At 55.2% G+C, this 17,807-nt stretch carries 17 protein-coding genes and 3 pseudogenes; 8 read left to right on the forward strand and 12 right to left on the reverse strand.

What is annotated here, in order from left to right; genetic code table 11:
- Positions 1 to 112: 112 nt before the first annotated feature.
- The 4 genes from GFB49_RS04700 to GFB49_RS04715 form a co-directional block, all read right to left on the reverse strand.
- Complete coding sequence (locus GFB49_RS04700; protein WP_214644943.1) at positions 113 to 1,147, reverse strand: TRAP transporter substrate-binding protein; 1,035 nt, start codon at positions 1,145 to 1,147, stop codon at positions 113 to 115.
- 79 nt (positions 1,148 to 1,226) lie between these two features.
- Entirely contained in the window at positions 1,227 to 2,567 is a 1,341-nt protein-coding gene (locus GFB49_RS04705) for a TRAP transporter large permease (protein ID WP_153214661.1), read from the reverse strand.
- Positions 2,564 to 3,007 carry a TRAP transporter small permease subunit gene (locus GFB49_RS04710; protein ID WP_214644935.1) on the reverse strand — a complete coding sequence of 148 codons (444 nt, stop codon included), beginning with the start codon at positions 3,005 to 3,007 and terminating at the stop codon, positions 2,564 to 2,566. The genes GFB49_RS04705 and GFB49_RS04710 overlap by 4 nt, the downstream gene beginning before the upstream one ends.
- A gap of 114 nt (positions 3,008 to 3,121) precedes the next feature.
- Complete coding sequence (locus GFB49_RS04715; RefSeq protein WP_343032474.1) at positions 3,122 to 3,949, reverse strand: DeoR/GlpR family DNA-binding transcription regulator; 828 nt, start codon at positions 3,947 to 3,949, stop codon at positions 3,122 to 3,124.
- A gap of 122 nt (positions 3,950 to 4,071) precedes the next feature.
- On the opposite strand from GFB49_RS04715, the gene GFB49_RS04720 reads away from it, so the two are divergent.
- From GFB49_RS04720 to GFB49_RS04730, 3 genes are read left to right on the forward strand one after another with little or no spacing between them, the layout of a single operon-like run.
- Entirely contained in the window at positions 4,072 to 5,436 is a 1,365-nt protein-coding gene (locus tag GFB49_RS04720; RefSeq protein WP_153214664.1) for an NAD(P)/FAD-dependent oxidoreductase, read from the forward strand.
- Positions 5,429 to 6,643, forward strand: a complete 1,215-nt coding sequence (locus GFB49_RS04725; RefSeq protein ID WP_153214979.1) for an NAD(P)/FAD-dependent oxidoreductase — start codon at positions 5,429 to 5,431, stop codon at positions 6,641 to 6,643. Before GFB49_RS04720 ends, GFB49_RS04725 begins: the two co-directional genes overlap by 8 nt.
- Entirely contained in the window at positions 6,640 to 8,061 is a 1,422-nt protein-coding gene (locus GFB49_RS04730; RefSeq protein ID WP_153214665.1) for an FGGY family carbohydrate kinase, read from the forward strand. Before GFB49_RS04725 ends, GFB49_RS04730 begins: the two co-directional genes overlap by 4 nt.
- A gap of 89 nt (positions 8,062 to 8,150) precedes the next feature.
- On the opposite strand, the pseudogene GFB49_RS04735 reads toward GFB49_RS04730, so the two are convergent.
- From GFB49_RS04735 to GFB49_RS04755, 5 genes and pseudogenes are all read right to left on the reverse strand, one after another.
- Positions 8,151 to 9,383: pseudogene (locus GFB49_RS04735) on the reverse strand (transposase); the annotation flags it as partial.
- A 423-nt stretch (positions 9,384 to 9,806) separates the two neighbouring features.
- Positions 9,807 to 10,913, reverse strand: coding sequence for an alanine/ornithine racemase family PLP-dependent enzyme (locus GFB49_RS04740; RefSeq protein WP_343032475.1), 1,107 nt, complete (start codon positions 10,911 to 10,913; stop codon positions 9,807 to 9,809).
- A gap of 11 nt (positions 10,914 to 10,924) precedes the next feature.
- Positions 10,925 to 12,124, reverse strand: coding sequence for an N-acetyltransferase DgcN family protein (locus GFB49_RS04745; RefSeq protein WP_246149616.1), 1,200 nt, complete (start codon positions 12,122 to 12,124; stop codon positions 10,925 to 10,927).
- Between the two features lie 89 nt (positions 12,125 to 12,213).
- The gene (locus GFB49_RS04750) at positions 12,214 to 12,993 is read right to left on the reverse strand and encodes a hypothetical protein (protein WP_246149617.1); all 780 of its coding nucleotides are present in this window, start codon (positions 12,991 to 12,993) and stop codon (positions 12,214 to 12,216) included.
- A gap of 43 nt (positions 12,994 to 13,036) precedes the next feature.
- The gene (locus tag GFB49_RS04755) at positions 13,037 to 13,390 is read right to left on the reverse strand and encodes a hypothetical protein (RefSeq protein WP_153214668.1); all 354 of its coding nucleotides are present in this window, start codon (positions 13,388 to 13,390) and stop codon (positions 13,037 to 13,039) included.
- A gap of 354 nt (positions 13,391 to 13,744) precedes the next feature.
- Between GFB49_RS04755 and GFB49_RS04760 the strand changes: the two genes are divergently transcribed.
- Together GFB49_RS04760 and GFB49_RS04765 are read left to right on the forward strand one after the other, a co-directional pair.
- Entirely contained in the window at positions 13,745 to 14,152 is a 408-nt protein-coding gene (locus tag GFB49_RS04760; RefSeq protein ID WP_153214669.1) for a hypothetical protein, read from the forward strand.
- A gap of 179 nt (positions 14,153 to 14,331) precedes the next feature.
- Complete coding sequence (locus tag GFB49_RS04765) at positions 14,332 to 14,532, forward strand: hypothetical protein (RefSeq protein WP_153214670.1); 201 nt, start codon at positions 14,332 to 14,334, stop codon at positions 14,530 to 14,532.
- A gap of 54 nt (positions 14,533 to 14,586) precedes the next feature.
- Here GFB49_RS04765 and GFB49_RS04770 read toward each other — a convergent pair whose 3' ends face one another.
- Positions 14,587 to 15,318: a Crp/Fnr family transcriptional regulator gene (locus GFB49_RS04770; protein WP_153214671.1), complete on the reverse strand. Its 732-nt coding sequence runs from the start codon at positions 15,316 to 15,318 to the stop codon at positions 14,587 to 14,589.
- Between the two features lie 149 nt (positions 15,319 to 15,467).
- Here GFB49_RS04770 and GFB49_RS04775 point away from each other — a divergent pair, with 149 nt between their 5' ends.
- From GFB49_RS04775 to GFB49_RS04785, 3 genes are all read left to right on the forward strand, one after another.
- The gene (locus GFB49_RS04775; protein ID WP_153214672.1) at positions 15,468 to 15,704 is read left to right on the forward strand and encodes a hypothetical protein; all 237 of its coding nucleotides are present in this window, start codon (positions 15,468 to 15,470) and stop codon (positions 15,702 to 15,704) included.
- A 449-nt stretch (positions 15,705 to 16,153) separates the two neighbouring features.
- On the forward strand, positions 16,154 to 16,360 hold the full coding sequence (locus tag GFB49_RS04780) for a cold-shock protein (protein ID WP_153214673.1): 207 nt from the start codon (positions 16,154 to 16,156) through the stop codon (positions 16,358 to 16,360).
- Between the two features lie 149 nt (positions 16,361 to 16,509).
- Positions 16,510 to 17,199, forward strand: a complete 690-nt coding sequence (locus GFB49_RS04785; protein WP_153214674.1) for a hypothetical protein — start codon at positions 16,510 to 16,512, stop codon at positions 17,197 to 17,199.
- 108 nt (positions 17,200 to 17,307) lie between these two features.
- On the opposite strand, the pseudogene GFB49_RS21195 reads toward GFB49_RS04785, so the two are convergent.
- Together GFB49_RS21195 and GFB49_RS04795 are read right to left on the reverse strand one after the other, a co-directional pair.
- A pseudogene (locus GFB49_RS21195) lies at positions 17,308 to 17,637 on the reverse strand (RidA family protein).
- A gap of 44 nt (positions 17,638 to 17,681) precedes the next feature.
- Positions 17,682 to 17,795, reverse strand: a pseudogene (locus tag GFB49_RS04795) (IS5/IS1182 family transposase); the annotation flags it as partial.
- Between the last annotated feature and the right edge of the window lie 12 nt (positions 17,796 to 17,807).

A 17,807-nucleotide genomic window follows, 5' to 3' on the forward strand; every position in this document is an offset into this window, starting at 1 on the left:
ATCTACCTAACCTTGGTCAGAATTTACAAGACCACTTCTCACCTCAGATCACCCGCCTTATCGAGCGACCCTTTTTAAAGGAGAGTTCCAAAAGGGTCGCCTAGGTTATCGCTTAGCGGTAGGGATAGCCTGCTTTTTCCATGGTTTCCGCGTATTTTTTGAACGCATCCACAACACGTTTCGGACGATCTCCGCGCTCTGCAATTTCATCCCAGAATTTGGCCGCATCAGTCACGACAGTGTTCCACTCTTCTTGCGGGATGGACGTCAGCTCCATTTTTTCGCCTTCGACACGCAGCTTGGCTTCGCCGCCCCAATACCATTGAGCGCGGTAGTAGTGCGACTGATCAGCCGACATTTTATAGAGGGCCTGAAGGTGCGGCGGAACCTTGCTCCAGCTTTCGGTGTTCACGAAATACGAGCCGAACCATGCACCGGTAACAGAGTTGGTCAATGCATATTTGCAGATGTCAGCCCAGCCCACTTCGTAGGCTTCTGTGAAACCACACCAGGCCACACCATCCAGCTCACCTGTTTGCAAGGCAACCTCGACATCATCCCAAGGTACGGTCACAGGAATCAGGCCGTATTGAGACAGGAAACGACCTGCGGTCGGCACGCCGAACACGCGTTTGCCTTTCATGTCTGCCAGCGAACGAATGGGTTCTTTTGTAAATATATGGAGCGGATCCCATGCGCCCGCAGAAAGCCATGTGACGTTGTCAACTTCGTCATAAGCTTCTTTCCAGATCTCGTTCAAACCATAGTAGTGGAACAGGGCCGGCACATCGAGGGAATAGCGCGTGGCGAAGGGGAAGTAGCCGCCGAACACGGAAACATCCACGGGAGAAGCCATGCTTGCCTCATCGGACTGCACGGCGTCCAGCGTACCATTTTGCAAGGCACGGAACAATTCGCCGGTCGGGACCAATTGATCGGCGTAGTAGAGTTCGATCTCCATTTCACCATTAGCCGCCTCATTGAAGGCATCAATCTGCGGCTTGATCACATGCGCACCCAGCGGCGCACCGGAGTAGGTTTGCAACCGCCATTTAAGCGCACCTTGCTGCGCGATCGCGGCGGGCGCTGCGAGCGTGGCCGCCGCACCAACGGCTGAAGAGGTCAGGAACTTACGGCGCGATGTCAGAATTTTTTCCGACGGACTTTTTATGGTTTTATCAGTCATGGAAGAAGACTCACTGTTGGTTGGTTGAATGGAAAGGTGATCAGTTCCGCACCGCTTCGGGCAACCAAAGCGCGATTTGCGGGAACAGCATTACCAGCACAATCGAGAAGGTCATCATCAGGACGAACGGCCAGATTGAGCGGTAAATATCGGGAAGGGTGATTTCCTTGGGCGCCATGGAGCGCATCAGGAACAAATTGTAACCGAATGGCGGCGTGATATAAGCGATTTGACAGGTCATTGTGTAAAGCACGCCAAACCAGATCAGGTTCGTATTGCCACTGCCCAGCCCCAAATCCAGTGTTTTCACCAAAGGAATATAAAGCGGTGCGACGATCACGAGCATAGCCGTGTCATCCAGAAACATCCCCATCACAACGAAGGAGATCTGCATCATGATGATGACCTGCCATGGGGAAAGCTCCCAACGGTTGATGAACAGATTCTCAATCGCCCGCACAGCGCCAATCCCGTCAAACACCGCCCCAAACGCAAGAGCCGCAAGGATGAGCCACAGGAACATCGACGACACGCCCAAGGTCTTGCGCGCGATCTCGTGCATCATTGTCCAAGAAAACCGGCCTTTGAAAATAGCCGCCAAGGTTGCGGCAGTTGCGCCCACAGCGGAGCTTTCCACCAGAGATGTGAAACCCATGATGAACAGACCGGTCATGGCAAAGAAAATCAAGAACGGGATAATCCCCGCGCGCAAAAGCGCGAGCTTCTCGCTGAGCGGCATGTTGAGTTCTTCATCGGACACCACAGGCGCAAGCGAGGGGTTCACTTTGGCACGGATCAGCACATAGATCACAAACATGGCTGCCATCATCAGACCGGGGATCACCCCGGCAAGCCAGAGCTGGGACACCGGTTGGCGCGCGATCATGCCGTAGAGCACCATCACAATCGAAGGTGGCACCAAGATGCCCAGAGAGGACCCACCCTGCACAACACCTGTGATCAACACCTTATCATAGCCACGGCGCAGCATCTCCGGCAGCGCAATTGTAGCCCCGATGGCCATACCCGCCACGGACAAACCGTTCATGGCGGAAATGATCACCATAAGAAAAATCGTCCCGACAGCCAGCCCGCCGCGCACACGCCCGAACCAGACGTGTAGCATCTTGTAGAGATCTTCCGCGATGCCCGCCTCCGAGAGAACATACCCCATGTAGATAAACAGAGGCAGGGTCAGCATCGGGAACCAATTGAACAGCTTGAACGCCGCGGAAAACGGAATCTCGATCCCGCCGGTCCCGTAAAGCATCAAAACCATACCGGCCCCGACACAACCGATTGCGCCGAACACACGCTGCCCCGTCAAAAGCAGCAGCATCGTCGTGCCAAACATCGTGAGGGCAATAAGTTCAGGGCTCATGTCAGGCTCTCCCCGCGCAGCGCGGCAATGTGTTTGAAAAATTCCGAAAGGGTCTGCGCGATCATCAGCCCGATACATCCAACCATCAGCCCCTTGATCGGGATCATTGATGGATTCCACATTGAGAACCGCGTTTCGCCCGTTGCTATGGCATAGTTCAGCGAAGAGATAGATCCGATGAACAGCACCACCAGATAGAACATCAAACAGGCAAGCGTGACGATATCCATCTTGTGTTTGCCGCGCGCTGAAAGACGTTCATAGAGCAAATCCATGCGCACATGGTCGCCATCCTTCATCGTCTTTGGCCCGCCCATAAAATAATACGCAGCCAGCGTGAATTGCGCGGCCTCGATACACCAGTGCAGCGGAATATCGATGACATTGCGGGTGATGGCATCCAGCAGCAAAATGCCCACCATGAGAAAAATGAGATACATCGCAATCAGGCCAACATATTCCGAAAGTCTGTCGGTCCATCTGACGTAAGTTTGTATGATGTTTGGCATGTTTTACCTGTCTGCTTGGGGTCGCTTCAGCGGCGTGTTGCACTTTTAAGGAAGGGCAACTTCGGCAATTTGGAGGGCATGAAGATGATCCGCAGGCGGAGGGCGCTCTGTCAAAACGGTTTGAACCATGTCCAAATCGCAAACGTGAAACCCTGCTCGGCGCCCGAACTTTGACGGAACGGTCAAAAAACAGACGTTTTGTGCGGATTTGATCATCGCGCGAGCAACTTCTGCCTCATCAGGATCGGAGTCAGTCACACCGGCAGTCGCATCAATACCCGTTGGCGTCAAAATGGCATGGTCGGCACGGAAGCGACCGATTTGCTCAATCACCATTGGCCCGACGGTCTGGCTATTGCCCCGCGCATAGGCACCGCCAAGCAAATAGACCTTTGTTTCGCTTTGATGGGTCAAGGCATCCGCAGCGGCCACGGAGTTGGTGATAACGGTCAACCCTTCGATGGTTTTCAGCGTCTCGCAGGCGACCAGGGTTGTGGAGCCGGTATCAAGAAAAATGGTCTCTCCCGGTGTCACCACTTGGGTCAGCTTTTGGGCCAGAGCCTTTTTTTCGTAGCGTTCATGCGCCATTCGGGCCTCGAAAGAGTCCTCCACATGCAACCTTTGACGTGGCAGTACAGGGCGCGCACCACCATGAAACTTGCGCAAAACCCCCTCATCTTCGAGTTTTGTCAAATCCCGGCGTATGGTTTCGACAGAGACACCGAAACGCAGCGCCAAAGTGTCCACGCCCACTTCTCCTTCACGAGAAACGAGTTCGGCAATTTGGTCTCGGCGATGTGGTTTTTTCAAAACGAACCTCAGAAAGTGGCCTAGATTTTCCTCAAATGCATAAGCCTTGAGCGGTTTTGTCAATTTATTTTTGACCTATCGGGCTAATTTAATCAAAAATATTGACCACTCGGGCATAAATGGTCAGTTAAGAGGCAATATTAGCAAACACTAGGAATGACAGCCGATGACGCAGGTGGCCCTAAATGTCTAAAGTTTACGATGTTGCGATTATCGGTGCTGGTGTAATTGGCTGTGCAATAGCACGCCGCCTGACGCTCGATGGAGCACGCGTGATCGTGCTGGAAAAGGCGCCTGACATTCTGGATGGCGCTTCAAAAGCCAACAGCGCGATTTTGCACACCGGATTTGATGCCCCTCAAGGGTCTTTGGAATTGGCCTGCGTTCAAGAGGGCTACAAAGAGTACGAGGCGTTGCGGGGCCAGATGAACCTGCCGCTTGATCGCTGCGGCGCTTTGGTGCTGGCATGGACCGAAGACCAGGAAGCCCGTCTGCCGATCTTGATGGAACAAGCCCATGCAAATGGCGTTGAGGATGTTGCCCCCTTGTCGCGCACTGAGACTCTTGCGCTAGAGTCGGCCCTTAACTCCACAGTGCGTGCGAGTTTCCGAGTGCCGCGTGAGAGCCTGATCGACCCTTGGTCCGCGCCACATGCCTATCTTTTGCAGGCGCTTTTGAACGGAGCTGATCTCAAACGCGACTGTCCTGTTCTCGCGGGACAGTTTGATGGCCGCCAATGGACACTGACAACCCCGCGCGGCGACATTCAGGCGACATATGTGATCAACGCTGCAGGGCTTTATGGCGACAAGGTGGACCTGATATTGCTGGGACAAAGCTCTTTCAACATCCGCCCCCGCAAAGGCCAGTTTGTCGTTTTTGACAAGATGGCCGCACGGTTGACCCAACATATCCTGCTGCCCGTCCCGACGGAAACAACCAAGGGGATTGTTGTGTGCAGAACCATTTGGGGCAATCTTCTGGTGGGTCCGACCGCCGAAGAACAAGAGGATCGCGAAACCGCCGGTCTCGACCAAGACACGCTTGAGATGCTGCGCGCAAAAGGGGCGGAAATTCTCCCCGAGCTTGCAAGCGAAGAGGTAACCAGCCTCTATGCCGGTTTGCGTCCGGCCTGCGAACACAAAGAGTACCAAATCAAAACGCATCCCGACACCAATATGGTGACGGTTGGAGCCATACGGTCGACAGGGCTCAGCTCGGCCTTGGGAACGGCAGCGCATGTGGGACGTCTTTTGGAAGGGCTTGGCCATCAGGCGCAGCCGATCAAAATCCCAGACCTGCCACAAATGGGGATGCTGGCCGAGCACGAGACCCGCGACTGGCAGCGGGCGGGCAATCAGGGCATTCTGTGTCATTGTGAAAAAGTCACCTATCGCGAAGCAATGGCAGTTCTGAACGACCCTCTCGCTCCGAAAAGCTTTGCCGGTTTCAAGCGCCGCACACGCGCAAGCATGGGGCGGTGTCAGGGATTTTATTGTGGACAAGCCGTTCAGAGCCTGCTGGACGAAAAGGGCCTGGAACATGACTGATACACAGCTTAACTTTGATGTCATCGTTGTCGGAGCAGGTCCGGCAGGGCTTTCAGCCGCAATAGAGCTGAAACGGCTCGGCACCGGATCGGTGCTGGTTGTCGAACGCGAAAAGCAGGCCGGCGGCATCCCACGCCACTGCTTGCATTCCCCCTATGGCATGCGCGAATGGAACCGGCTGATGTTCGGACCAGCCTACGCGCGTCGCCTCACGCAAGACGCCTTGGACGCGGGTGTAGACATCCGTTGCGAGACAACGGTTACCGCGCTGAAACCCAATGGCGTGATTGATATTTCGTCCGATGCAGGCCAGCAAACCCTGACCGGACGGGCCGTCTTATTGGCAATGGGCGCACGTGAAACCTCGCGCTCTGCCCGCCTTGTCGGCGGCACGAAACCCAAGGGCGTGATGAACACGGCCACTTTGCAAAACTTCGCCGCCTTTTGCGATCATATGCCTTTTAAACGCCCTGTTGTCGTGGGCACAGAGCTTGTCTCTTTTTCCGCATTGATGACCTGTCGATCACACGGCGTCAGACCCGTCGCGATGCTTGAAAAAAATGGCCGGATCACGGCCCGCGCTCCCTTCGCGCTTGCACCGAAAGCTATGGGCGTACCTTTGCATCTGGAAACCCAGATCGCTCAGATTCACGGAAAACGTCAGGTTGAGGCCGTCACCATCATCGATCCGTCGGGATCACACACACTGCAATGCGACGGCGTCATTTTCACGGGGGGGTTCCGTCCCGAAAATGCCTTGCTCCGCAGCAGCGGCTTTGAAATCGACAGCGGTAGTTTAGGCCCGAAAATTGACCAATATGGCCGTTTGAGTGACACGGGTTATTACTGCGCAGGCAATATCCTGCGCGGGATTGAGACGGCAGGTTGGTGCTGGAACGAAGGACGCAAAGTCGCGCAATGTATCGCGGCAGGTTTGCAAGGCGATTTGCCTCCACGCACTCCTGTCAATGTCTCCGCACAGGCATCCGCATCAGAACACGCGATTAAATTTACCTTGCCGCAAGCCATCAGCCCCTCTGATCCCAAAGCGCCCGTCGCCTTTGACAAACTCCAACTGCGTCTGTCGGATGCATATACCGGCGACGTTGTGATTGGAACGAGCACGCACAGGGTTTCCTCAAAACCCGAACGCCGCATCCTGCTTCCCCTGCCTCAATCACCAGTTTCGCAAAAGGCTTTGCCATGAATGTGTTATCCATTGACCAAAGCACAAGTGCGACCACTGCCTATCTGTTTTCAGAGCGGGCCGAACCGCTGCTCATATTTTCCAAGGCGCACCGCCAGATCTATCCGCAAGCGTCTTGGGTGGAGCACGATCCGATAGAAATTTTGAACAATATCAAATCTGCCGTCGCGGAGGGAAAGGCGGCAGGGGCGGAACTGGTAGGTCTGGCGAACCAAGGCGAAAGCTGTCTAGCGTGGGACACGAAAACCAAACAGCCACTGAGCAGCATCATTGTCTGGCAGGATACGCGCACCTCACAGGCCTGCCAGAATCTGGCCGCAGAAGACCACGCGCCTTTTGTTCAGAACCGATGCGGCCTTAGGCTTTCCCCCTATTTCTCCGCGACAAAACTCGCATGGTGTTATCAGAACGTCGAGAATGCCGAGAGTCTGCTGGCCGCGGGTCGATTGCGCTTGGGGACGACTGATGCCTTTTTTCGGGATGTTTTGACCGGACGGTGCGAAACCGATGTGGCGACCGCCTCGCGCACGTCGCTTATGAACCTCGACACCTGCACTTGGGACCAAGAACTGTGTGCTCTTTTTTCGGTTCCTATGGCAGCGCTTCCCCGGATTGGAGCTTGCAATGGTGAATTGGGGGAAATTGACGGGCTAAGATTGAGCAGCAGTATCGTCGATCAACAAGCCGCACTCTACGGCCATGGCTGCCGCGCGCGGGGCGAGACCAAAATCACCTTTGGCACCGGAGCTTTTGCCCTCACATTACTTGGGCCGCAAAAACCGGACACATCAACCGCAGCGGTTCCGACCGTCGCGTGGCGCAAACAGGACGAACCTGTGCAATATGCCTTTGAAGGAGGAGTCTTCACAGCCGCCTCCGCTGTCAACTGGGCCAAAGACGCGGCCCTCATCCAGGATTTTTCCCAACTCGAAACCTTCTCAAAACCATCTTTGATCGAGCAAGGAATAGCCTTCGTTCCTGCTCTGTCCGGGCTGGGATGCCCGCATTGGAATGAAGATGCCAAAGCCGCTTGGTTGGGCCTTTCTCTCTCCACATCCCGTCAAAACTTAGCACAAGCAGTTTGCGAAGGCGTTGCGCTGCGCATGGCAGAGATTCTTGATGAGATCGAGGCCAAATGCCCCACCACATCTGTAGTGAAAATCGATGGAGGGCTGACAAAAAGTTCCGGGTTTTGTCAATTTTTGTCAGACGTACTACAGAAAACGGTAGAGCTTGCCGATTTTTCCGAACAGACAAGTCTCGGAGTTGCTCTTCTGGCGCGAGAGACAACGGGCGAAACCGTCAACCTGAACATTCCGACGCGCTCTTTTACACCAACCCACAACCACGCACAGTCACGCAAGGCCTTCTCACAAGCACGCATGCTTGTCGAAAACTGGGCCGCCGTGGAAGTTTAGCTGCGCACTCGTAGCGAGCAACCACGTCAGGCACCGAGACACTGCGATATCTCGTAAGGAATATGGAAAGGGAGGAACTCACAAACAGCATGGGCGAACAGCATTTCGACCTTTTTCCTCGCGTAGCTTGAGGTGACATAGGCGTCGATCGTGGCAATGTCTCGGGCTTTCTGACGGGCAGCTTCGTGCTTGGATCGAGAGATCTACCGAATGGCTTGTCCGGGGGTGCATTTTGGCTTTAGCGGACAGGCGACACAGTCCTGTTTTCGGGACTGATAACGTTTGACCCCCTCCTTGTTGAACTTGGGCCGCCCCTTACCAATGTCGCGCCAGTAGGGACGCAGCTCGCGTCCGCCAGGACATTGATAAGCATCTGTGTCTGGATCCTAGATGAACTCAGTGGCCGGGAAAGCTCCATCCTTGCGGGCGGATTTATCAAAGACGGGAATATGCGGTTCAATGCTTTGTTCCTCGACCAGCCAGCCGAGCATTTCAGCAGTGCCATAGGCTGTATCGGCCGCCAATCGCACAGGAAGCAAGTCAAAGCGCTCGCGCGTGCGTTCTATCTTCTGACGTACGGAACGCACTTCGGCCTGACGGATCGGAACAGTGGCCTCCACATCGACGATGACCGCATGATCCAGATCCACGAGATAGTTCGTGCTATATGCAAAAAAGGGTCTGTCGCCGTTTGCACTGGTATAGCGTGACCCAGGATCTGATGGAGAGATCGCCTTGGGTTTCACAGGCGTTGCCGCGCCAAATGCACTGTCATCGAGTGTATCAAGATATTCTTGGGTTGCTCTAGCAACCGCATCCGGGGCTGACCATTCCTTAAAATCAACCTTGCTGTAACGGCTGGCATCGGCCTTTATCAGCGAGGCATCCGCGCCAAATGCTTCGCCGCCGACCAGACCGTCAGAGATGCATCGCCCTAGCACATCTTCGAACAAATGACGGAACAGGTCACTGTCGCGAAAACGACCGTGGCGGTTCTTGGAAAAGGTCGAATGATCGGGCACCCGCTCGCTTAGGTCCAGGCGGCAAAACCAGCGATACGCAAGGTTGAGGTGGACCTCCTGACACAGGCGTCGTTCTGAGCGGATACCAAAGCAATAACCGATAATCAGCATCCGGATTATCAGCTCGGGATCCACCGAAGGGCGACCGGTGTGGCTATAGTAATCAGAAAGGTGGGTGCGGATGCTTGTTAAATTTACGAAAAGGTCTATCGAACGTAAAAGATGATCGTAAGGGACGTGATCTTCCAGCGAAAACTCATAAAACAATGCTGCTTGTGCCTCTGGCCGATGCCCCATCATCTTCAAATCTCCCGACAAATGCAGGAATTGAATCAGGCGCGCATCACCAAATCAATGAAGAGTTTTTCAACACAATGCGCAGTTAGTGACCTTTGCAAATTCTCGGGATTTGCCACCCGGGCGGCGGTCCAATGCTGTACGAGCAATGGAAGGAACGGACCTTCGCCGCACTTGCCGCCGCCAACCATCATCGAACGGAAGGGGAGCGGGACAAACCGGACTTGTGCAAGCGCAGCTATTGCTGACGCGGCATCGGCTCGCTCTTGCCGAAAGAAACCTATTGCGGAACAGTACAAGTCGCCTAAGCGGTCATTGCTAACCGCTCTTGGCAGCCGCATCAAGGCCTTACGTTTGCGGCACCGGGAATAGAAAAGAAGATGCGGGCAGTACGTCGCAGACGTTCTGAGGGCGATCATCTGAAAATCATATCAGCGCCAAGAATGGGCGGGTCTCGCCGTCCCTGGCGCTTCCGTTCATCCTTTGTTTACCACGAATGGCTTTTACAACATCAGGGGCGCTCATTGCCCGCATGAGCGCGCTGTAATTCAGGCCTATCTTCATCTCGGACCCAACGGATACGGCGGAATTGGTCGAGTCGACAACGGTGTGGTCGCTGGTCGCGCCGATGAACAAAACTCCTGAGGGAAACGTAAGGCCGCTTGTATCGGTGTCCTGCTGCCCGATAGAAAGGATTGCTCGGGCTTTGCCGTCATCATTCCGAACCAATTTGAGATTTCCCAGCTCCGAAGCAGCCGATTTAGTCGGAATTGCTCTTGGTTTTGCCTTTGTTTCGATCACCTCGGCAAAAAGGGCAAAGGCGTCCGTATGAAGTCCTGCGATTGGTTGTCCTGTTACGGGGTCGGTGCCCAACAGGATCGCCTCGCCCAGGCGGAGGTTGTTGACCCGCCCGGATGAGTTTTCACCAAGCGCCCATGGCAAATTGGCCGAGCCACCCCCTGAAACCAGCTCGACAAAAGGTCCGCAGCCTCGTTCGACTTGCGCGGCAAGTCGCGAGAGCCTAACCATGTCACCGCCCATAGGTGCCACGTTGCTCATGCAGGCAAAGTTTGCAGCGATGCCTTTGAGAGCAACACCGGCTGTTGCTGTGACCCGAGTGGCGAAGTCGGTAAGGTTCTCTGGCAAAATACCTTCGCGCATATCTCCCATTTCGACCATCAAGATGACATCGTGCGAGGTGCTCTGTTGCTTGGCTGCTGCGCCAAGCTTCAGGATTGTGTCCATCTCTGTGTTGTAGCTCGCGTCACAATACTGGATGACGTCTTCCATCTCGCTCAGCATGGGCGCGCGGATCATTGAAATCGGGCAGGTGATCCCTGCTTTTCGCATCCTGATGACGTTTTTGATGCGTGCGTCTGCAAGCCCCGCAACGCCGCCGTCCAACATGGCCTCGGCTATGTCAGGATGCCCGCAGACGGCCTTGGTCACGCCGGTGACCGAGATTCTGCAGGCGCACAGGCGACGGACGAGATACCGTGCGTTTGCTTCTATCTTGCCAAGATCAATTTCCACTCGCGGCGAGGTCATTCCGCGGCCGCGAGAGGTACGGGCCGCAACTGCGGAAAGGCCGCTAGGACCATGTCGCTCAGATGCACTTCTGGCCGGGTCAGCGCGTCCGTCACTGGAATACCAAGATCGCGTGAAAGAGTGTCGATTGCTCGAATAACCTCGGGGCCCGTCATCGCTTCGTGATTGAGCGTGACACCAATCACCCGTGTGTCAGCAAAAGCTTCGATCAGGGCGATTTCGCTTTTCGGCTCGGGCATCGGCATGGTGGGAAAGTCGCAGCGGTGGGCACGCTTGGGCGCATGTTGAAGAACGACGGCCTGCGGCTGGCTGCCACGCAGAATGAATGCCGAGGTGCAAAAAGCAGGGTGGCTGAGCGCACCTTGTCCTTCGATCAGGATCACATCCGGATCATCGCCGCGAGACGCCGCGACAATCACACGCTCAAGTTCCCCGCAGCAAAACTGCGGTGGCACCGCATCCATGGCGACCCCGTATTTTGCGCCCTGCATAAGCCCTGTCTGGCCAGTGCCGACGAGGACGGTCTTGATACCACGCGCGTTCAGTTCCCTGGCCAGAATGGTCGCTGTCGTCCGCTTGCCGATTGCACAATCCGTTCCCAGCACGGCAATGCGAATTGCCTTCACCTCGGACACGCTTCCGTCAAACAGACGCATATCCTTGCTTGGTCGGGGTTTGCGGATATCACGGATCGTCACGTTGGCCGCGTTAGCTGCTCCTCTGATCTCGGGATCATCGCCGAGGTATTCGTGCAGGCCGCTGACGATGTTCATGCCAAGCGCGATTGCATCGAGCACGACCTCTCGATCTGAAGGTGACAACTTGCCCGTAGAGGGCGCCATGCCATAGATCAGAGTGTCGGGGATATTCACTTCACGCGTAACCGCAGCTTCAAGATCTTCAACGATGAGAATGCTGTTACTTATATTGTCCAACACCTGCCCGCTGTCGCGGCCTTTAAGTCGGGCGTCTATGACCGAAAGAACGCGATAGGCTTGGCTGTGACGGACAAGCCCGTTTGCGGTCTTGCCATCGATCTGCCCGAAGTTCCCCTCACAATAGACGACCGCGGTGGGCACCGCTTTTGTCACTTCATTGGTGGTGTAAGCCCGCTGGCGCGCAGACACATCGGGTGGGGCTTGCGGCCCCATGGTTGACAGCCTCGTCATCGACTTTTCTACATTGTCCGTTTCCATGGTCATTCCTTTACCAAGCATGTTGCCCCGGGCCCGAACACATGAAGCGTTCGGCCGGCTGCGTTTTGTTTCAATTTTGATTGAGCGGGTTAGTCGTTCAGGATGCATCGCCCCTGTGACCGCTGAAAATTCCTGTGGCACTCCCAACCGTTTCCGGACCTGTCCAAATGCGCATTGTCGGGAAGGTCGATCACTGTGCAGCCGTCGTCGGACGCGGCAAAGCCCCGGTTGCACTTCCAGCCTGTGCCATAGCTTGTGTCGTCGAAATATGCATTCTCCGGGACAACAACCGCCTCACATGTGTCTTCGCGTTCGAAATACCCTCGCTCACATGTCCACGGCTGCCCATATCCGGAGCCATTCAAAAAGGCGTTCTCAGGGACGGCGATTGCGACACACCTGTCGCCCTCGACCTCATAGCCGCGGTCACATAACCACGCTGTACTATGACCTCGTCCTGCCAGGTAAGCATTTGACGGCAAATCGACTTCGAGACAGAAGCTGCCGACAATGGTGTAGCCACGAAGACAGCTCCAGCTCTGTCCCGACGGGTCGAGATATCCGCCATCGGGCACCACCACCTCAAGACAGGTCGCGCCATTGATTTCCTGAAACCCGTGTAAACATTCCCAGCCTGCGCCATAGGTTCGGTTGGTGGCATAGGCATTTTCTGGAATGATGATGGCAATGCAGTCATCGCCGTCACGACGGTACCCGCGGTCACATTGCCATCCTTCGCCATAACTTTTGGGCTGCGCATTCGCGGGCATCGGGGTCGATTGAGATTGGGCGAAAGAAGGTTGTCCGATCGCGATGAACGCGACAAAGGCCAGCGCAAGAACTTCACTGAAAGACATTTTGGCGGGCATGCCTAAGGTGCCCTTGGACGAAACCTGGGGCGGTTTGAGGCCATTACGATGCATCGAGGTCGAGACCTTCGACACATGCCTTTGCCAGATCGCGGTTCGGGCCATCTGATCCGGGAATCGTCGCCCAGCCTGTTTCCATGACGGCGTCGCGACGCTTGAATGACGAGGCCTCGCGGATTGTAGTCAGCTTTGCAATGCGATCGTTGTCAGTGCGGGACATATCGAGGCAGACGGGCACGAGCGCCGCAATCACTTCCTCCCCAGCCAGCTTGTTGGCCATCTCCTCGGCGCCATTTCCGGTCATCCAGCCGCCCCAGGAAAATCCAACGATGCTGACAAAGGCCGCGCCGAGAAGCGCTCCGTAGATGCCGGGTTTTAGCCATTCAGGTGTTGTCATGTCGTGTCCTTTTGCGGGGAAAGCGCCGCTTCGCTGTCATTGTTGAATTCTAGGAAGGCCCGATCCCATGCCATGATCGCATGCTCCAAATCCTCCTATGTTGGAACCTGCATTGCCGTTTTGTCTCGCGCGCACACGGCTTCTCTGCTGACCTTCAGGTTTGTCGCGGTGTGTCGGGTAGCCCCGAGGAGGCAAGGCAGTTGGGTGCACGTTATCTGAACCTTCAGGGCGCAATGCTGATCGAGGTTAGCCCCCGCTCGGTTCTTTGCCGTCAACGTGGGCGGCAAGGCGGTACCGCAGCTTCAAGCACCTCCGCGAAAGTCTTCACCTCAGTCTCACACCGAAAGGAAACCCATGTCCGCCTCAGACGTTCTCCATCCGGATGGCAGCGACTACGATGCCTTTCTCTATGCGAAAGTTGGGGAGGACCGAACCGGTGCAGCCGTAACGGTTTTGTCTGCGCTTGCGCGCCTTGACCTCGAACCATGGACCGAGGCGCGTGAGCTTGCACGGCTGGCTCGGGAGGACGCGCAAATTCGGCTGACAAATCACCTTGAAGCAATCACCGACATTCCGGCGCTGGCATTGGCGAGCGAGGGAAGAGCGGCAAGGCTGGTTTTATTGCTGCCAAAGCGCGCGTCATTTCGCGGTTCGAATTCACTCGAAGCAGGCCCCCACACTTTTCCAAAACGATCGATGTATTGGACAGCGATGGCCCTCGCGGGAGTCGTGGTTCTAGCGTGGATCCTCTATCTGGCTTAGACGGGCTAACCTGCGTCAGTGCAAGGACGCAGTGAAACCGAATAGCTGAACCTGTCTACCGTAAGTCATGGTGGCATTTTCCGAGTAGTTCAGAGGCGCTGAAAACATGTAGTGCATTCCCTCGTACTGTATGCGCTTTGCGCCTCTTTTCCTCGGGTCGTCCAGGAAAGGACAATTCTATGAGTGAGGAAAACCAAACTGCGGAAAACCAGACCGTGAAACACATGGCCTCGGTCAAGGCAGCATGGGACAAGGCTCCTGAAGGCCCTGAGAAGGCCACAGCGCTGAAGCACTATCAGGCCGCTGAAAACGCCCATGAAGCCGAAAACGACGAAGAGGCACATAACGAGCTCAAACAAGCAAGCCGCGCGTTGGTTTAACGTCGCTGTGCCGGTAAAACAATGGCAGGGTCGCCCAAAAAGAAGGGCGGCTTCTCACGGCAAGAGAGGCCGCGACTGATCGAGATAGGCCGGATCGAAATCCGCCAATGCAACCAATCCCTGGTAGTCATCGAACGTGACCTGCCCGCCCTGAAACGTAACGAGCCCGGCTTCGCGGAGTTTGCGAAGGACGCGGTTGACGTGAATGGCGCTGAGCCCCAACGCATCGGCCAGATGATACTGGGTGAGCGGACAGGCATAACCTTCCCTGCTTCCCATACCGACAAGCGACAGTCTCACGCCAAGCTCAAGCAGGAAATGCGCCATGCGCGCATCCGCATCGCGTCGCCCCAGCCCAACCAAATGCTCGACCACCATCGCCTCGTCGCGCGACACGGCCCAGAGAACGGCCGTCGCCAGCCGGGGTGTCTCGGCGAAGGCTTGCAGCAGATCGCTCACCAGAACTTCCGCAGCCTCGATATCGACGATGGGTTCGATCCCATGATCTGATGTGTGCAAAAGGACGCTGCGCAACCCCAGAAAATCCCCCGGTATCTGGAAATCAACGATCTGCCGCGACCCGTCAGCCTGGATCTTGTAAGACACGACCCAACCCGACGCCAAGATGTAGGCAGCCTGCTCGGATTGGCCCTGGTGGACCAAGTCGCGGCCTGCAGAGAAAGATTTCCTCCGCTGATGCAAGCGCTCAAGAGCGGCCAGCTCCGTCTCAGACAGTGCAACGAACGCGGAGAGCTTTTGGGTGAGTGGGCTGGCTTTGAGGTTCATTAGCGGTCCCTCCCGAACCGGCATAAAATTCAGAAAGATTTCGGCGCTGAGACTGCTTTCGATCAGTACGGAATACCAAACTCTTTGTGAACTTAGGATGATCCAGACCCAACCCGGTCGGAACAGAACGAACGAAAGTGGAATGCCCGATGTCAGACCTAAAAGACCCCGCAGGCATGGCAGCCTTGTCGATTTGTGAGGCCCTCCTACTTGCATTGCTAGATCGCAATCTACTGCCGGAACGCGAGATTGTGGGGGTTCTCCGAGATGCAGCAGCCACCCATGAAAATGCCCAAGGCCCGGAAATAGAGCGAAAACTGCATACGGCAACCGCCAAGCTGATCAATGAGATCATCGTGGGTGGTCACCTTTCGAGACGCTCCTAACACTACCGTTCCAACGTTGGACAAGGGCAAGGTCCAAATCCCTAATCGTGTCGCTCAACCCTTGTTCGAAGTGGTCGGTTTGGTCTTTGGTTCAGGAGTTTTGGCGGATGCGGGCAGGCATTTCGTGTCTTTTTCGAACGGCACCTTTTTTTGTTGGCAGCCTCTTTCCTCACCAAGTCGTTGAACGACATTTTGGCTTTCCTTTTCTGGCCGTCAGGACATCCAGCAGCTTGTTAGCTATAGGGGACCACAGCTCACTTAGCAAAAGAAATACCGGCAGTCAGAGATGGGGCACACCTTGTAATCCTATCGGACGGCCACCATATAGGATTTGCTGCTGATTTGCATTCGACCCCCTGTTTTCCTTTACCGGCTCACAGCGCTAGACACTGTTTTGAGAAGCCGAGCTGCCGCATTTCGCGGGCAGCGATCAGTTAAGGAAAATTCACATGGCCAACGGCACAGTGAAATGGTTTAACACCACCAAAGGTTACGGTTTCATCGCACCTGATACAGGCGGCAATGACGTGTTCTTGCACATCTCTGCACTAGAGAAGTCGGGTTTGACCACTTTGAACGACGACCAGAAAGTAACCTTCGATATCGAAGCCGGTCGCAATGGTCGCGAGAACGCTATCAATATCGCACTTGCTTGAACAAGCTAACCGGGCGCCCTGATGGGCGCCCATTGTTTCTCTCATGCGTCCCGGTCGGTTTGAGAAGCTGCCGTGTAGCAGCTTGCAGTCGCTGATTTACCTCACGTGAATTCTGCGCAGATCACCACCACTCCCAGGAGATGAAACTGATGACACAGCACACCAAGGCAGACCGAGTGAAGGCTGGGCGTGATTTAATAAAAGCTGGTTCAAAGACATTGAAGTCCAGTGAAACAATGGACGGCGGGGTCAAAGCCCCAATCGCGATCCGGTTGGGCGCTTATGGCAGGTACCAGATCAAATCGGGGTACATCGCGGGCGTATACACCGCCCGGGCCTTTCCAAAGCCTCCAACACACGCGCGAGGTTTGATTGCCGAGGCAACCGGTGAGACGGAAGAAGCCGCAATCAAAGCTTTGCAATCTGCCATCGATTTGCGTGAAACCCGCAGGAGTGAACATCGCAGGACAGATACTCGCACTGGGACGCCAGTGCCAACATCTGACGAGTACCTTGAGGCGCTCAACGCGATAAACTTGACACAACCACAGCGTGCCATGTTGCTGGCCTTGTCGCTTGCCGAAGAAAACGGATTGAAGAGAGTGATGGTTGCGCGTGCTGGCAGCTACAAGTCTACAACATCGGCCAAGAATGCACTGGCAAACGTGGGTCGTATGATCTCGAGTTACCTGTTTTCCGAAACGGATTCCGAAGAGCCTTCAATCCTTTTGGATGGACACGCGCTTATTGTTTTTTGCGACGATTCCGGACACGAAGAGAAGCTCAGCAACTGGATACTGCACCCCGAACTTTGTGCGGCCATCCGTATCGCTTTATGAGCCAAAGGGTTAGCCGTCAGAGTGATTGCCCACTTAGAGTTGTTAGCCAATTCAACCGAACTGATTTTGTCCGGTATGGCAAAGGCGAGCGGCATCAGCCGCTCAGCCTCAGTATTTTGGTTTGTGAAAGCGATCATTGGGGATCACGGCAATTGGCGTGACCTCCACCAGCAGGTCTGGTGTGATCAAGCCCGCAGCCTGAATCAAAATGCTGACTGGACCGTGCTCTAACCGGAGGCGCTCCGGTCTGACTTTCTGGATCGCCGGCATGTCCATTGGATCAATATAGAAGATAGTCAACGAGACGATATCGTCAAAGCGTCAGCCGACAGCTTTCAAGATGCTTTCAACGTTGTCGAAGCATCGCCTTGCCTGGGCTTCACAATCACCTTTGCCAATGACATTGGCGTCTTTGTCCCAAGCGACTTGCCCGGTCATGTGAAGAACGTAACCCGTCGGTTGGATCACACTGTGATGGAAAGGGCGTCGCACCACCTCAACCCATTGCGATTAATGAAAATAATGCCGCTCAACACACGTCGAACATCAACGCGTGGCTTGCCGTGGGATTTCGGGAAGAAGGGCGCAGGTGACAGCCCCCCGTGCGG

Source organism: Tritonibacter litoralis (assembly GCF_009496005.1).
Lineage (GTDB): Bacteria > Pseudomonadota > Alphaproteobacteria > Rhodobacterales > Rhodobacteraceae > Epibacterium > Epibacterium litoralis.

What these genes read in the sequence shown, in the direction of transcription:
- GFB49_RS04755 (WP_153214668.1), bottom strand. Translation starts at nt 13,390, where the DNA reads ATGACAACACCTGAATGGCTAAAACCCGGCATCTACGGAGCGCTTCTC.
- GFB49_RS04775 (WP_153214672.1), top strand. Translation starts at nt 15,468, where the DNA reads ATGTCAGACCTAAAAGACCCCGCAGGCATGGCAGCCTTGTCGATTTGT.
- GFB49_RS04765 (WP_153214670.1), top strand. Translation starts at nt 14,332, where the DNA reads ATGAGTGAGGAAAACCAAACTGCGGAAAACCAGACCGTGAAACACATG.
- GFB49_RS04780 (WP_153214673.1), top strand. Translation starts at nt 16,154, where the DNA reads ATGGCCAACGGCACAGTGAAATGGTTTAACACCACCAAAGGTTACGGT.
- GFB49_RS04705 (WP_153214661.1), bottom strand. Translation starts at nt 2,567, where the DNA reads ATGAGCCCTGAACTTATTGCCCTCACGATGTTTGGCACGACGATGCTG.
- GFB49_RS04750 (WP_246149617.1), bottom strand. Translation starts at nt 12,993, where the DNA reads ATGCCCGCCAAAATGTCTTTCAGTGAAGTTCTTGCGCTGGCCTTTGTC.
- GFB49_RS04760 (WP_153214669.1), top strand. Translation starts at nt 13,745, where the DNA reads ATGTCCGCCTCAGACGTTCTCCATCCGGATGGCAGCGACTACGATGCC.
- GFB49_RS04710 (WP_214644935.1), bottom strand. Translation starts at nt 3,007, where the DNA reads ATGTATCTCATTTTTCTCATGGTGGGCATTTTGCTGCTGGATGCCATC.
- GFB49_RS04730 (WP_153214665.1), top strand. Translation starts at nt 6,640, where the DNA reads ATGAATGTGTTATCCATTGACCAAAGCACAAGTGCGACCACTGCCTAT.
- GFB49_RS04785 (WP_153214674.1), top strand. Translation starts at nt 16,510, where the DNA reads ATGACACAGCACACCAAGGCAGACCGAGTGAAGGCTGGGCGTGATTTA.
- GFB49_RS04770 (WP_153214671.1), bottom strand. Translation starts at nt 15,318, where the DNA reads ATGAACCTCAAAGCCAGCCCACTCACCCAAAAGCTCTCCGCGTTCGTT.
- GFB49_RS04745 (WP_246149616.1), bottom strand. Translation starts at nt 12,124, where the DNA reads ATGGAAACGGACAATGTAGAAAAGTCGATGACGAGGCTGTCAACCATG.
- GFB49_RS04720 (WP_153214664.1), top strand. Translation starts at nt 4,072, where the DNA reads ATGTCTAAAGTTTACGATGTTGCGATTATCGGTGCTGGTGTAATTGGC.
- GFB49_RS04725 (WP_153214979.1), top strand. Translation starts at nt 5,429, where the DNA reads ATGACTGATACACAGCTTAACTTTGATGTCATCGTTGTCGGAGCAGGT.